The 14,762-nt window shown below is 67.0% G+C and carries 14 protein-coding genes and 1 pseudogene; 8 read left to right on the forward strand and 7 right to left on the reverse strand.

Annotation, left to right across the window (positions count from 1 at the left end):
- Positions 1–4 precede the first annotated feature (4 nt).
- The 4 genes and pseudogenes from ribD to RIE31_01665 form a co-directional block, all read right to left on the reverse strand.
- Positions 5–1,177, reverse strand: a complete 1,173-nt coding sequence (gene ribD / locus RIE31_01650) for a bifunctional diaminohydroxyphosphoribosylaminopyrimidine deaminase/5-amino-6-(5-phosphoribosylamino)uracil reductase RibD (protein MEQ8639307.1) — start codon at positions 1,175–1,177, stop codon at positions 5–7.
- Positions 1,178–1,270: 93 nt separating this feature from the next.
- On the reverse strand, positions 1,271–1,744 hold the full coding sequence (gene nrdR / locus RIE31_01655; protein MEQ8639308.1) for a transcriptional regulator NrdR: 474 nt from the start codon (positions 1,742–1,744) through the stop codon (positions 1,271–1,273).
- A 90-nt stretch (positions 1,745–1,834) separates the two neighbouring features.
- Positions 1,835–3,127: a serine hydroxymethyltransferase gene (gene glyA / locus RIE31_01660; protein ID MEQ8639309.1), complete on the reverse strand. Its 1,293-nt coding sequence runs from the start codon at positions 3,125–3,127 to the stop codon at positions 1,835–1,837.
- A 265-nt stretch (positions 3,128–3,392) separates the two neighbouring features.
- A pseudogene (locus RIE31_01665) lies at positions 3,393–3,818 on the reverse strand (RpiB/LacA/LacB family sugar-phosphate isomerase).
- A 533-nt stretch (positions 3,819–4,351) separates the two neighbouring features.
- Here RIE31_01665 and RIE31_01670 point away from each other — a divergent pair.
- Positions 4,352–4,825, forward strand: a complete 474-nt coding sequence (locus RIE31_01670; protein MEQ8639310.1) for a MucR family transcriptional regulator — start codon at positions 4,352–4,354, stop codon at positions 4,823–4,825.
- A 73-nt stretch (positions 4,826–4,898) separates the two neighbouring features.
- Here RIE31_01670 and RIE31_01675 read toward each other — a convergent pair whose 3' ends face one another.
- Both RIE31_01675 and RIE31_01680 read right to left on the reverse strand, forming a co-directional pair.
- A complete protein-coding gene (locus RIE31_01675; protein MEQ8639311.1) occupies positions 4,899–5,144 on the reverse strand; it encodes a hypothetical protein in 246 nt (81 codons plus the stop codon).
- 158 nt (positions 5,145–5,302) lie between these two features.
- Complete coding sequence (locus RIE31_01680; protein MEQ8639312.1) at positions 5,303–5,902, reverse strand: MarR family winged helix-turn-helix transcriptional regulator; 600 nt, start codon at positions 5,900–5,902, stop codon at positions 5,303–5,305.
- A gap of 251 nt (positions 5,903–6,153) precedes the next feature.
- On the opposite strand from RIE31_01680, the gene RIE31_01685 reads away from it, so the two are divergent.
- Both RIE31_01685 and RIE31_01690 read left to right on the forward strand, forming a co-directional pair.
- Positions 6,154–7,038, forward strand: a complete 885-nt coding sequence (locus RIE31_01685; GenBank protein MEQ8639313.1) for an RNA polymerase factor sigma-32 — start codon at positions 6,154–6,156, stop codon at positions 7,036–7,038.
- Between the two features lie 68 nt (positions 7,039–7,106).
- The gene (locus RIE31_01690; GenBank protein ID MEQ8639314.1) at positions 7,107–7,418 is read left to right on the forward strand and encodes a rhodanese-like domain-containing protein; all 312 of its coding nucleotides are present in this window, start codon (positions 7,107–7,109) and stop codon (positions 7,416–7,418) included.
- A gap of 60 nt (positions 7,419–7,478) precedes the next feature.
- Here the strand turns inward: RIE31_01690 and RIE31_01695 are convergent, their stop codons facing one another.
- The gene (locus RIE31_01695) at positions 7,479–7,964 is read right to left on the reverse strand and encodes a MarR family winged helix-turn-helix transcriptional regulator (protein MEQ8639315.1); all 486 of its coding nucleotides are present in this window, start codon (positions 7,962–7,964) and stop codon (positions 7,479–7,481) included.
- Between the two features lie 263 nt (positions 7,965–8,227).
- Between RIE31_01695 and hemB the strand changes: the two genes are divergently transcribed.
- From hemB to RIE31_01720, 5 genes are all read left to right on the forward strand, one after another.
- A complete protein-coding gene (gene hemB, locus RIE31_01700; protein MEQ8639316.1) occupies positions 8,228–9,244 on the forward strand; it encodes a porphobilinogen synthase in 1,017 nt (338 codons plus the stop codon).
- A 9-nt stretch (positions 9,245–9,253) separates the two neighbouring features.
- On the forward strand, positions 9,254–10,186 hold the full coding sequence (locus RIE31_01705) for a DMT family transporter (protein MEQ8639317.1): 933 nt from the start codon (positions 9,254–9,256) through the stop codon (positions 10,184–10,186).
- Entirely contained in the window at positions 10,183–12,786 is a 2,604-nt protein-coding gene (locus tag RIE31_01710; protein ID MEQ8639318.1) for a penicillin acylase family protein, read from the forward strand. The genes RIE31_01705 and RIE31_01710 overlap by 4 nt, the downstream gene beginning before the upstream one ends.
- Positions 12,787–12,937: 151 nt before the next feature.
- Positions 12,938–13,798, forward strand: a complete 861-nt coding sequence (gene motA / locus RIE31_01715) for a flagellar motor stator protein MotA (GenBank protein ID MEQ8639319.1) — start codon at positions 12,938–12,940, stop codon at positions 13,796–13,798.
- Positions 13,798–14,751: a flagellar motor protein MotB gene (locus RIE31_01720; GenBank protein MEQ8639320.1), complete on the forward strand. Its 954-nt coding sequence runs from the start codon at positions 13,798–13,800 to the stop codon at positions 14,749–14,751. The genes motA and RIE31_01720 overlap by 1 nt, the downstream gene beginning before the upstream one ends.
- Positions 14,752–14,762: the final 11 nt, after the last annotated feature.

The raw sequence follows: 14,762 nt of genomic DNA on the forward strand, positions 1-14,762 counted from the left end.
TTCTCTAACTGACCGGCTGCAGGGTTTCCACCACATCCGCGCCAAGATGATCGAGACTGAGCCGGCGAAAGCGTCGGGCATCCGCCAGGCGGGCCAGATTCAGGTGGCCGACAGCAGCCACCCCGTCACCGCCCACAAGCAGCGGCGCGCGGTACCAGACGAGCTGATCCACCAGGCCGGCGGCCAGCAGGCGACCGGCCACACCGGCCCCGCCCTCTACCAGAACACGGGTCAGCCCGGCCGCGCCCAGTGCCTGCAGCATGGCGGACGGCGCCAGCCCGTCCGCACCGGACGGCAGGGCCAGGATCCGCGCGCCGAGATCTTCCAGGCGGCGACGGCGCGCGCCGTCGGCGGCTTCATCCGCCAGCAGCCAGACCGCGCCCGCCGCTGATGACAGAAGACGGGCGGTGGGCGGCAGGTCAAGACGGGGGTCAACCACGATGCGCACCGGCTGGGCCAGGCGGTCATCGGCGGCGATGCCCGGCAGGCGGCAGGTCAGCGCCGGATCATCGCTAAGGGCGGTGCCGATGCCGACCAGGACCGCATCGTGGCTGAGCCGCAGGCCGTGCGCGTGGGCGCGGGACTGGGGCCCGGTGATCCAGCGGCTTTCGCCGCCGGCGGTGGCGATACGGCCGTCGAGACTGCTCGCCAGCTTGAGGGTGACGAAGGGCCGGCCGCTGGTCAGGCGCTGCAAAAACCCCGCATTGAGCGCCGCCGCCGCTTCGCCCAGCAAGCCGCTATCGACGGTGATGCCGGCGGCCCGCAGCGCCTTATGGCCGCGGCCGGCGACGCGGCTATCAGGATCGGCCATGGCGCTGACCACGCGGCTGACGCCGGCGGCGATCAGACGCTCGGCGCACGGTGTCTTGGGCGGATCGCCAGCATGGGCGCAGGGCTCCAGCGTCACATAGGCGGTGGCGCCGCGCGCGGCCGGCCCGGCGCGATCAAGGGCAACCGCCTCCGCATGGGGCCGCCCCCCCTCACCCGCCGGCGTATGGCGGTGCGCGCCCTCGCCCGTATGGCCGGCGGCGATGAGGCGGCGGCCGCCGGCGCTATCATCACCGACCAGAACGCAGCCCACGGCCGGCCGCGGCCACACCCGCCCCAGGCCGCGGCGGGCGCGGCTGACGGCCAGCGCCATCCAGCGATGGTCCGCCGACGAAAAGGAGGTGTCCATGGTGTTGGTCATGGCGCAGGCGCGATCAGCGGTCCCGGCGGGTGGGCGGACACGCGGGCGGGCGGACACGTGGGCGGGCGGGCGATGGCCCGGTCAGTCGTCCGGGCGGCCACCGGCATCGGGATCCAGCGTGCCGAGGAACTCCTCAAAATCGCGGGCTTCGCGGAAATTGCGATAGACGCTGGCAAAACGCACATAGGCCACCTTGTCCAGCGTGGCCAGGGCGTCCATGACATACGTGCCGATAAGGTCCGAGGGAATCTCCGCCTCGCCGGTGCTCTCCAGCTTGCGGACGATGGTGTTGACCACGCGCTCCACCCGCTCCGGCTCCACCGGCCGCTTGCGGCAGGCAATGGCAATGGAGCGGTGCAGCTTGTCGCGTTCAAACGGCTCTCGCACACCACCCTTCTTGACGACGATGAGCTCCCGCAACTGCACCCGCTCCAGGGTGGTGAAGCGCATGCCGCAGCCAAGGCAACCACGACGCCGGCGAATGGCCGCGCCATCCTCCGTCGGCCGAGAATCCTTGACCTGAGTGTCGTCAGAACCACAGAACGGGCACCGCATTTCCTAATCTCCCCTCCGCGCGTCTCCGCCCGGCTCTCCCCTCTGACCCACCGCAACCGGCGAGCCATCATGCGCGCCGGTGGCGGCCGGCTATGACATATCCGGATAAATCGGAAAACGCTCGCACAACGCCAGCACGCGCTTCGCCACAGCCGCCTCTACAGCCCCATTGTCGTCCGGTGTCTTGACCAGACCGTCCAGCACCTGATTGATCAGGTCTCCGACCTCACGGAACTCCGCCTCGCCAAAGCCACGGGTGGTGGCGGCCGGTGAACCAAGGCGGATACCCGATGTGACGGTCGGCTTCTCCGGATCGAACGGCACACCGTTCTTGTTGCAGGTGATGCGGGCGCGGCCGAGGCTTTCATCAGCCGCCTTGCCGGTCAGTTTCTTGGGCCGAAGATCAACCAGCATGAGATGGGTGTCGGTGCCGCCGGAGACGATGTCACAGCCGTTCTGCTGCAGGCTGGCGGCCAGGGTCCTGGCATTGACCACCACCTGGCGGGCATAGGCCTTGAACTCCGGCCGCAACGCCTCGCCGAAGGCGACCGCCTTGGCGGCAATGACGTGCATGAGCGGGCCGCCCTGCAAGCCGGGGAAGATGGCCGAGTTGATCTTCTTGCCGATCTCCTCGTCATTGGACAGAACCATGCCGCCGCGTGGTCCCCGCAGGGTCTTGTGAGTGGTGGTGGTTACCACATGAGCGTAAGGCATGGGGCTTGGGTGGACGCCGCCGGCAACGAGACCGGCGAAGTGCGCCATATCCACATGCAGCAGGGCGCCGACGGAATCGGCAATCTCGCGGAAGCGTTTGAAATCGATCACCCGCGGATAGGCCGAACCACCGGCGATGATGAGGCGCGGCTTGTGCTGGCGAGCCAGGCGCTCCACCTCGTCGAAGTCGATCTGGTGGGTTTGCCGATCCACGCCATATTGAACGGCGTTGAACCACTTGCCGGACTGGTTGGGCGGCGCGCCGTGAGTCAGATGCCCGCCGGCGGCAAGCGACAGGCCCATGATCGTGTCGCCCGGCTTGCACAGCGCCATCAGCACCGCCTGATTGGCCTGGCTGCCGGAATGGGCCTGGACATTGACCCAGGCGCAGTCGAACAGGGTCTTGGCTCGTTCACGCGCCAGTTCCTCGGCCACGTCCACATAGTCGCAACCGCCGTAGTAGCGCCGGCCCGGATACCCTTCGGCATATTTGTTGGTCATCACCGAGCCGGCCGCCTGCAGCACCGCGCGCGAGACGATGTTCTCCGACGCGATGAGCTCTATCTCGCTCTGCTGGCGATGCAGCTCATCGCGGATCGCGCCAAACACATCCGGGTCGGCCTCCTCCAGCGGAGTGGCGAAGAAAGACACGGCAGCGGCTTTGGACATGACTAACTCCCGTCACTGAAACGGTTGGCGAAAAACGGTCGGCTAAAGCGATTGGCGAAAGAACCATGAAACCGACAGGAGAAAAGCCCGGTCCGGCACGCCGGACAAGGGCCTGCACCCGACCGAGGCACCGGTCACCGCGAAACGGGCGACAAGCGCGCAATCAGGCATGATCCGTCTTTCTGCGTCCGCCGGGGGCAGCGGCCGCGGATGCGGCAGCAGGGGAAGATGGGGCGGCAGGAGAAGATGGGGCGGCAGGAGCCGACGGGGCCGACAATTTTGCCACCCGTCGGCGATGACGCTCTTGGGTCGAGGCCTGTGTCGAAAGAAATGCGGCCACGCAGTCTTTCGCCACCGCCTCGCCGATCAACCGTTCACCAAGGGCCAATACATTGGCGTCGTTGTGTTCTCGCGCCAGGCGGGCTTCCGTCACCGAGCCCACCGGCGCGCAGCGGATGTGGGCATGACGGTTGGCCGCCATGGCGATGCCGATGCCAGTGCCGCAGACAAGGATGCCGCGACCGGCCCGACCATCGGCCAGCGCGGCGGCAAGACGATCCGCCATGTCGGGATAGTCCACGCTGGCCGGCCCGTCGGTACCGAGATCGAGGATTGTATGCCCGGCGTCTGCAAGCCAGGCCGCCAGCAGGGCCTTCAAAGGCCAGCCCGCATGATCGGCGGCGACGGCGATGACGCCGCCTGGCCCGCCCTGTGGTCCACCCTCTGGCTTACCGTCCGGCGGTTCGCCGGATCGATCATCCGGGCCACGCCGCGCCGCCGCGCCATTTGCCGCACCCTGCCCCATAGTCCGCCTGCTCCCGCCGCCAGCCTGCCCTGCTATACCACATCTTGCCGTCGCTGGTCAGCAAGGCACCAGCCATCGATTCCCTATGACCGGAAGGGCGGCGGCCGGGTCGAGGACGGCGCGCCAGGCCACCGCCGCACCCGGCCGCGGCCCGGCCAATCGCCCGAGTGTGATGGATTGATCAATTGACAGGGCCGGCCGGCCATGCAGACTGAACCGGATTTCCTTGCCGATTCTGTATTCGCCAAGCATTCACCGGCACTCGGCAAATGCAGAGCAAACAATCGGCACTGAAAACCGTTTCACAAGACACGCCTGGCCTGCCGCCACCTACGCCATACAGGAACCGCCACATGTCCGCGCCGGCCGACCATACACTGCCCCCCGCCCTGTCGGACTCGCCGACGGTGGAGTCGCCCATGGTAGAGTCGCCGGGGCCTGAAGCGCAGACCTCCGCGGGCGAAGCGGCACACGACATGCTGACTCTGACGTCCGACATCGTCGCCGCCTATGTGGCGCACAATCCGTTGTCGGCAGACCGCCTGGCCCAGACCATCGCGGCGGTCCATCAGTCGCTGGCCGGGCTCGGCCAGACGCCGCCCGGCGATCACGCGCCGCCGCGGCCGGCCGTGCCGGTGCGCCGCTCCGTCACGCCGGAGTATCTGGTTTGCCTGGAGGACGGACGGCGGCTCAAGATGCTCAAACGGCATCTGCGCGCCGCCTACAACCTGACGCCGGACGAGTACCGCGCCCGATGGGGACTGCCGGCCAGTTATCCGATGGTCGCGCCGAACTATGCGGCCAGGCGATCCGCCCAGGCCAAGAAGATCGGCCTCGGTCGGGACAAACGTCCCCTCACCCTGCGCAAGCGGCCGGGCAGCGCGCCAGACTGACTCTGGTTTGTGACCTGTTCACAGTCCGATTCGCAACGGGGCAGACCGGAGGCGGTAGACCGCTCGCCCGCACTTAGAGTCCAACCGGCAGACTGTGATCGCGTCGCCGCGCCAATACCCAGCGTAGCTTCTGCTCGGCGATACGACGCCAGGTCGCTTCGCCGGCGGTTCGCGGGGCTATCACCGTCACTTCAGTCAGGCTGGCCGGATCCGTGGCGCTGACCCGCACGGTCTGGCCGATCGCCTGATACTCGAAGATTATCTCCTCGAGCGGCACCGACGCCAGGCGCTCAGCATGGAATGATCGGGGGGTGGCCATCACGGACTCCGCCGCCGCATCCCGGCCGGCGGATCATCCGCCAGCAAACCGGACGCGACGATGCAGTCTAGACCGCAGATGGTAAACAGCCGGCAAATGCAGCTTTCGCTTATGTCATGCCGGAGCTTAGACCTATAGACTGTTGATATTAAACAGATTCAAGCTTGGAAATTCACGCACAGGCGACGGATGTCCTGGCTGTCGAGACCATCCCCGGTAAGACCACACAGATGCGGCTTGCCGTCGTCGCTGGCGCACTCCCGGCCGAAATGGCCGCACTGGGTGCAGGCGCCAAATGCGCGCCAGCCCTGCGCCTGCTGCACATCCTGCAACAGGGTTTCCAGCGTGTTGGTAATGGTGTTGCAGTGGCCCGCATCCAGTGTACCGGCCGCCGCCGCCAGAGCCATTAACGGGTCGCGGGACAACAGGTCCTGACCGGCCGGGCTGATCGCCAGGGTCCGGACCCGGCCGTCATCGCCATCGCGACAGGATTCCACATAGCCCTTGTCCGTCAGGGACTTGAGAGTCTGGGAGGCGGTGCCCTTGGTGACACAGAGATAGGCGGCCAAAGCGCCGGGAGTGCGTGACTGGCGGTTGGCGCGAGCGACAAAACGAAGCGCTTCCCACTGCGCCGGGTTGAGGCCGGCCGCAAACTGCATCCCACGCGCCACCCGGGCCAGCCGGTCCAGAAGATCGGCCAGTCGACCGCCGGCATCATCATAGGGGGGCTCCGCCTCTTTATCATGGGCGCGACCCACGCCGTGCGGGGCAGGCCCCGGGCCGGATGTGGGCAGAGCGGAGGACGATGACGCCACGCGGGCACCCCTCAACAGTTTCTGAACCAGATACAGCAGAAACCCGCGCTGGTTCGGAGTCGAAAATACCCTTGAAGCGGCGTCGGTCAATGGCTATGTTCAAAACAATACAGTATCGAGTCGAAACCATAATAGGGCGATGCCGGCCGGGCCCCCAACTTCCCCGCCGGCGCCGTCAGTACAGGAGGAAGGCCATGGCGTCCTTCACCACATCACGGGTTGACCCCGGCAGCCGCCGCTATATGGCGTCGGTCATGCAGGCGCCGGTTCTGGAGCGGGAGGAGGAGTTCGACCTGGCGCGACGCTGGCGCGATGATCAGGACGAAGACGCCCTGCACCGTCTGGTTGAGGCCTACGCCCGCTTTGTGGTTCGGATCGCCTGGGGGTTCCGCGGCTATGGCCTGCCGGTGGCGGACCTGGTGCAGGAAGGCAATATCGGGCTGATGGAAGCGGCGGCGCGCTTTGACCCGGAGCGTAGTGTACGCTTTTCCACGTATGCGTCGTGGTGGATCATGGCGGCAATTCAGGACCATATTCTGCGAACCAATTCCATCGTCCGGGTGGCCACCACACCGACGCAGCGCCGCCTGTTCTTCAATCTGCGCCGCGCCCGCGCCCGCCTGGCCGAGAATCCCAGCGGGCCGATGACCGACGCCGACCGGGAGAAAGTGGCGGAGGCGCTGTCGGTCAAGCCATCGGATGTCATGGCCATGGAGGCCCATCTGGGCGGCCCCGACAATTCCCTCAATGCCCCGGTGGGCGGCGAAGAGGACGGCGCGGAAGGCATCGAGTTCCTGATGGACGACATGCCCAACCCCGAAGAACTGGTGGGCGAAAGCCATGATCACAAAGTGCGCGTGTCATGGCTGCATGAAGCCCTCGATCATCTGACGCCGCGCGAGCGACGAATCATTGTTCGCCGCTTCCTGGGGCCGGAAAAGACGACGCTGGCAGAAATCGGCGATGATTTCGGCGTCAGCAAGGAACGTATCCGGCAGATCGAAGCCAAGGCCCTGGACAAGTTGCGCGAAAATCTCGGCGCACGGGTCGGCGAATCCGGCCTGCTGTTCTCCAACTAGATCAGGCGCCGCCGTACGGCGCCGTAGTTCAGACGCGCCCGTATGGCGCCGGCGCCGGATCGGAGACCATGACAGAGACGCTGGAAATTGACGGTCTGAGCTTGCGCCGGCGGCTGGCCGAAACCACCGATGACCACCGGCCGTGGCTGCTGGACGTGCGTCAGGGGTGGGAAGTGGCGGCGGCGCCCTTCGCCTGTGATCGGCATATTCCCATGGACAAACTGGCCGAGGCGGTGGACGACCTGCCGGCGGAGCGCGATATCGTCGTGGTCTGCGCCCATGGCCAGCGCAGCCTAATGGTGGCCCGCTGGCTGCGGCACAATGGCTGGCCACGCGCCTATAGTCTGGCCGGCGGAACGGCGGCCTGGGAGACCGAATAAGGCGACGGCGGTGTGAAACGGAGTCAGGCCGAAGCGAAACCTGACTGAAACGACGTCAGATCAAGCGGCGGAACGGGCGGACAAGGGCGTCGCGGTGGTGTGGCCGGCGACAATGCCGCCCCAGTAGCGCTCCAACCGCTTGAGCGTGGCCACCACCTCTTCCAGATTCTCGCCTTCCACCGGCGTGGCATCCAGGCCGACGACGTGACGCTCGTACATCTCGTCGAGACGACCATAAAGCTCCAGCCCCTTTTCCGACAGGCGCACACGGATGGAGCGGCGGTCATGCAGCGAGCGCTGCTGTTCCAGATAGCCGTTCTCCACCATCCGTTTCACGTTGTAGGAAACGTTGGAGCCCAGATAATAGCCGCGATGGGTCAGCTCGCCGACGGTCAGCTCCTCCTTGCCGATGTTGTAGAGGATCAGTGCCTGGACACTGTTGATGTCCTGGATGCCCAGCCGTTCAATTTCCATCTTCACCACGTCGAGGAACTGGCGGTGCAGCCGCTCCAGCAACACGATGGTTTCGAAATATGACTGCTTCACCATGGCCTCCGTCGAGCTTGGACCGGGTCAGCGCGGCAGGGCCACCGCAGCCCTGACACACGTTCGTTGCAGCCAGTGTGCGCCGAATGGCGTTAACAATTTCTTTCGCCACAGCCGGTGGCAGGCGTCAGCCACCGGCTGTTGCCGCGCGCGGCGGGCGCCGGCCGTGAAGATTCGCGGGTGGTTGAAGATTGCCCTCAAACCACCCCCCTCCTACACTCCGGCCGCGCCTGACCAGCGGCGCCGACCGAGCGGAGCCCGCCATGCCCGACCCCACAGCCTTTCCGTCGGCTGGCTTTCCGGCCAGCCGCATGCGCCGTACGCGGCGGCATGGCTGGTCCCGACGGCTGGTGGCGGAGAGCACCTTGTCGCCGGACAACCTGATCTGGCCGCTGTTTATCCGTTCAGGCAATGGCGAGTCGGAGCCGGTGGCGGCCATGCCCGGCGTCCACCGCCTGTCGGTGGACCGGGCCGTGGCCGCAGCGCGCGAAGCGTGCGACCTGGGCATTCCCATGATCGCTCTGTTCCCGGTGATCGACCCCGCCCGCAAGGACGGGGAAGGCAGCGAAGCGACAAACCCGGACAATCTGATCAACCGTGCGGCCCGCGCTATCAAGGACGCGGTGCCGGATATCGGCGTCATGTGCGATGTGGCGCTTGACCCCTATACCGACCACGGCCATGACGGCGTTGTCCGCGACGGCTATGTGGCCAATGACCAGACCCTGGACATTCTGTGCCGGCAGGCGGTGGTGCAGGCAGAGGCCGGCGCCGACGTCATCGCCCCGTCGGACATGATGGACGGACGCGTCGGCCGCATTCGCCGGGCGCTGGACCAGTCCGGCTTCGACCGGGTGATGATCATGGCCTATGCGGCGAAATATGCCTCCGCCTTCTATGGCCCTTTCCGTGACGCCCTGGGGTCCGCCGCATCGCTGGGGCGGGGTGACAAGAAAACCTACCAGATGGACCCGGCCAACAGCGACGAGGCCCTGCGCGAGGTGGCGCTGGATCTGGCGGAGGGGGCGGACATGGTGATGGTCAAGCCGGGCCTGCCCTATCTGGACGTGGTGCGGCGGGTGCACGACACCTTCGGCGCACCGACCTATGCCTATATGGTCAGCGGCGAATACAGCATGATCATGGGGGCCGCCGAACGCGGCTGGCTGGATGGCGAACGGGCCATGCTGGAGGCCCTGCTGTCGTTCCGCCGGGCCGGCGCCGCCGGCGTCCTGACCTATGCCGCGCGTGACGTGGCGCGCCGTATGCAGAGCGCCTGAAGGCCGCGGGTGGCTGGCCGCGGACTGATTCTGTCGGAGCACGGCCTGGGCCTGTTGCTGATCACCTGCGGGGTCCTTCTGTGGAGCACCGAAGGCCTTCTGGTCCGTCTGACCGCCATCGACGGCTGGACCCTGGCGCTGGGCGCCAACCTGGCCATGGCCTTCTTCGTCGGCCTGTGGACGGTCAGTCGTTATGGCCGCAACACCGTGCGGGCCTACAGGGATATCGGCCGGCCGGGGCTTCTGGCGGCGTTGACGCTGGGCGTCGGCAATGTCTTTTTCTATCACGCCTTCCAGGCCACGTCGGTGGCCAATGTCTTTGTTCTGGTGTCGTCGCAGCCGTTCTTTGCGGCGGTTCTGGCCTATGTGCTGCTGCGCGAACCGGTGCGGCCAAGGCTGGTTGTCCTGATGGCGGTGGCGATGGCCGGTATCGCCTACATGTTCCGTGACTCGCTGGTGCTGGGAAGCTGGCGCGGCGATCTTATGGCGCTGGCCGCCGGCATCCTCTATTCGGCCAACATCATCTGCCTGCGCTCCGCCCCGACACGCGACGGCCGCCTGCGCGATCTGATGCCGTCGCATGTTCTGGGCGGCTTGCTGGGGGCGGCACTGGTAGCGCCGCTGGCATCCCCATCCACCATCGGCGGCGGCGACCTGCTGATTCTGCTGGCCATCGGTGGCGGATCACTGGGCGCCGGCATGTGGTTCTATACCCGCTCCTTTCGCTATCTGCCGGCGGCCGAGGGCGCGCTGGTGATCCAGTCCCAGGTGCTGATCGGGCCGTTGCTGGTGTGGGCAGCACTGGGCGAGCAACCGCCAGCGGCGACCATCACCGGCGGTCTGGTGGTCTTTGCCGCCCTGACGGCCAATGCCGCCTTGGGCCTGAATGACGGTCGCCGCGGCCGCCTGGCGGCGCGCAACGCCGGTGGACCACTGACATGAGGCGGCCTGAACCGAGCGGCGGCCGGGGGGCCGCCCTGCGCGCCATCCTGGGCCCGGTTCTGCGCCCGGTTCTGCGGTGGGGCCGCCGCCTGGCCCTGGGGCTTGGCGGGCTGATTGCGGTTGTGCTGGCCGGCGGGTGGCTGTGGCTGCAAAGCGGCATCGCCGATGACGATGGCATCATCGTTTCGCCGGCGCTGAGCGCATCGGTGGAGGTCCTGCGGGACGCCCACGGGGTGCCACACATTTATGCGGACAACCGGCGGGATGCGGCCTTCGCCCTGGGCGTCCTGCACGCCCGCGACCGGTTGTTCCAGATGGAGTTCATGCGCCGGCTGGGTGCCGGCCGCCTGTCGGAAGTAGTGGGCACGGCGACTCTGCCGCTGGACCGCTTCATGCGGACGCTTGGCGTCTATCGCCTGGCCGAAGCGCAGTTTGACCGGCTGACGCCGGAGCATCAGGCCCTGACGGAGTCCTATGCGGCGGGCGTCAACCAGGTCATTGGCGAGCTGAACAGCGGCTGGAGCAAGGCGCCGCCGCCGGAGTTCGTGGTCCTGCGCTATCGCCCGGAACCGTGGCAGCCAGCGGACTCCCTGGTGTGGGGCAAGCTCATGGGATTGCTGCTGACCGACAACTGGCAGGCGGAGATGCTGCGCCAGGAGGTTATCAGCCGCCTGGGCGGCGACGCGGCAACGGTGCTGTGGCCGGAGAACGACGCTGCGCCATCCACCCTGGTGAATGACCGGTCCGCCGTCCTGCGGCGGCACTATACGCCCGGTCCTTACAGAGGCGACCGCGCACACGCCGCAACCGCGCCGACGGTGCCCTCCGCTGCAGGCCAGCCGAAGGCCGGTGCAGCCGGCAGCACGGCCCAATTGTGGGCGTCACTGGCCAACGCCGTCGCCACCGCCCTGCCGGCGGGAACGACGGGCGGGGCGTCCAATGCCTGGGTCATCGGCGGCGGACGCACCCAACCGGGCGCACCCATCCTGGCCAACGACCCGCATCTGGGGTTCAGCGCACCGAACCTGTGGTATCTGGCCCATGTGGAAACGCCGGAGGGCGGCTGGGCCGGCGCCACCGTGGCCGGCGTGCCGACGCCGATCCTGGCGCAGACCCGGGACATCGCCTGGGGCTTTACCACCAGCAACACCGATGCGGCCGACCTCTACATCCTGACCCTGGATCCGCAGCAGCCGGATTTCCCGGGCTTCTATGTGACACCATCGGGCAGCGCGGCGATCAGCGGACGCGACGAGATCATCAGGGTGCGCGGCGCAGAGTCCGAGCGGCTGACGGTGCGGCAGACGGCGCTGGGGCCGATCATCAGCGATCTGGACGAGGCGACACGGCGGCTGGCCGGGGCCGGCCAGGTGGTCGCTCTGCGCGCCACCTTCCTGGACGCGGACGATGACAGCCCCGCCGCCCTGTTCGCGCTGGCCGAGGCGCGCAGCGTGGCCGAAGCCATGACCGCGCTGGAGCGATTTGCCAGCCCGGCGCAGAACGCCATGCTGGCCGACCGCCACGGCGATATCGGGTTTGTCACCACCGGACGCATCCCGCTGCGCCGCAATGGCCGCGATGGGCTCCTGCCGGCCGACGCGGCGGCAGTGGGCGATGACTGGTTCGACTGGCTGCCGGAGAGGCTGCGGCCAAGCGAACGGAACCCGGAGCGCGGCTATATCTACAACGCCAACAACCGGGTCCTGCCGCCAGACGCCGCCATCCATCTGACCGGGTTCAGTCCGGAGGACGGCTTTCGCGCCGCCCGCCTGTCGGTGCTGATCGGCGGATCGCACGACCACGAACTGGCGACCAGCACGGCCTGGCAGCATGACAGCGTGTCGCTGCTGGCGCAGCGTCTGCTGCCGCTGCTGCTGGCGGCCGAGCCGGCGGATGATGACGGACGGTCGGCGCTGCAACTGCTGCGGCAGTGGAACGGCCACATGGACCGCGAGCGGCCGGAACCGCTTATCTTCTATAGCTGGGCGCGGCACATCGGTCCCCTGCTGTGGGCCGACGAGCTGGCGGATATAGCGGCGCGCTATGGCCCGCTGCACCCGCTGGCGGTCGAGCACATCATGAGCGAAGCCACCGGCTGGTGTGACGATGTGACGACGGCAGAGGTGAGCGAGAGCTGCGCCGAGCGCAACGCCGAGGCGCTGCGCCTGGCGGTGGCCGAATTGCGACTGGCCCAGGGACGGGATCCGCTGGCCTGGCGCTGGGGCGAAGCCCATCAGGCGCGCCACCCCAATGGGCTGTTCAGCCGGATTCCGGGCCTCAGCGGCATGACCGAACTGGCCATTCCGATGTCCGGCGGCAACGGCACCCTGTTGCGGGCGAGCCCGAATCTGCGCAATCCCAAGGCCCCCTATGCCGCCGCTCACGGCGCCGGCTATCGCGCGGTCTATGACCTGGGAAATCCGGCCCGCTCGCTGTTCAGCCAGGCGACCGGCCAGTCGGGCAACCCGCTGAGCCGGCGCTACGGCAATCTGCTGAGCGGCTGGCGCGACGGTGACTACCTGATGCTGTTCCGTGACCGGGAGCGGCTCCGCGCCGACAACCAGGGTCGCCTGCTCCTGATGCCACAGGATCCGCCCTGAGGAGAGCCCCGAGCGGTCTTTGATTTTTCCCGAGCCGGGGCCTGGGCCGGTACCGCAGCGGCCAGAGCGGCGGGCCGGCGGCGATATGGTTAAACGCCTTCTTAACCCGCAGACGGCATGGTGTTCACCGACCCTATCAGGTGGATCAGGCATGCTGGTTATCGCGGGACTCGCTTTCGTATTCCTGTGCGTCCTGGGCGGCTATGCCGCTCTTGGCGGGCATGTTGCCGTGCTGTGGCAGCCTTTCGAGTTCGTCATCATCGGCGGCGCGGCGCTCGGCGCCTTTATCATGGCCAACCCGGTGCCGGTGCTGAAGAAATCCGGCAAGGCGGTGATCAACCTGCTGAAGGGCTCCAAGTACAACAAGAAGGCCTATATCGAGCTGCTCAGCCTGCAGTACATGATTTTCAAGCTGGCCAAGTCGAAGGGCAATCTGGCGCTGGAAACCCATGTGGAGAATCCAGAGGACAGCCCGCTGTTTCAGCAATTCCCGGTCTTCTTCGCCAACAAAAAGGCGGTCACGTTTCTGTGCGACTATCTGCGCCTGATCACCCTCGGCACCGAAAACGCCCACGAGTTCGAAAACCTGGTGGAACAGGAGCTGGATGTCGTCGAGGAAGAGAATGAACACATCGCCCATGCCCTGCAGACCATGGCCGATGCGCTGCCGGCACTGGGCATCGTTGCAGCCGTGCTGGGCGTCATTAAAACCATGGGCTCGATCACCGAACCGCCGGAAGTTCTGGGCAAGCTGATCGGCGGCGCGCTGGTCGGCACCTTTGCCGGTGTGTTCATGTCCTATGGCATGGTCGGCCCCATCGCCGCCGCCGTGCGCGCCGCCAATGAGGGCGAAAGCCGCTACTTCGCCTGTATGAAGGCCGGCATGATGGCCTTCCTGCAGGGCTATGCGCCGGCCATCGCCATCGAGTTCGCCCGCAAGTCGCTGTATTCCAACGACCGCCCGACCTTTTACGAGGTGGAAGAAGCGACCCAGGCTCTGCCGGCCGCCTGATGTCCAACGAAGCCATCATCGTCAAGAAGGTCGTCAAGAAGAAAGGCGGCGGCCACCATGGCGGCGCGTGGAAGGTCGCCTATGCCGACTTCGTGACCGCGATGATGGCCTTCTTCCTTCTGCTCTGGCTTCTCAACGCCACCACCGAAGAGCAGTTGCAGGGTATCTCCAATTATTTTGCGCCGGACTCCTTTTCACGCAGCAACAGCGGCGCCGGCGGATTCTTCGGCGGCACGGTGCTGGATTCCGACGGCAATCTGCGCTCGGCCGGCGACGCGGTGGGAACCGTGGTGCCCTTGCCACCGTCACCGGCCATAGACCCCGGCCGCACCAATGATGCCGGCGAGGAGGATCGCCCGCTTGATCCTTTGAGTGAATCGTCCGCCGCGGCGGAAGCCGCCGCGCAGGCCTTTCAGAACGAGGAGACCCGCTTCATCGACGCGGAGTTTCAGTTGCGCCAGGCACTGGAGGACATTCCCGAGCTGGCCCAGATGCAGGACAGCCTGATCGTGGAGCGGACCGCCGAGGGCTTGCGTATCCAGCTGATTGACCAGCAGCGCATGGCCATGTTCCCCAGTGGCAGCGCCGCCCCGCACGAGCATACCCGGCGGCTGCTGAAGCTGGTGGCGGACGCCGTACGCAACATGCCCAACGCCATCGCCCTGACCGGCCATACGGATGGCACCGCCTATGGCAGTGAGGACAACTATGGCAACTGGGAGCTGTCCAGTGACCGGGCCAACGCGGCGCGGCGCGTATTGTTGAATGCAGGACTGGCGGCGGACCGAATCGCCGAGGTGACCGGCCGAGCCAATACGGAACCGCTGGTCGCGGACGATCCGACCTCGCCGCGCAACCGCCGGATCAGCATATTGCTGCAACGCCAGCAGCCCATTCCGTTCCGGGTGGGAGCGGCCCCCGGCCTGTTCGAGCCGGCCGGCAACGGCAACTAGCGTCGCGCCCG

Source organism: Alphaproteobacteria bacterium (genome assembly GCA_040218575.1).
Lineage (GTDB): Bacteria > Pseudomonadota > Alphaproteobacteria > JAVJRE01 > JAVJRE01 > JAVJRE01.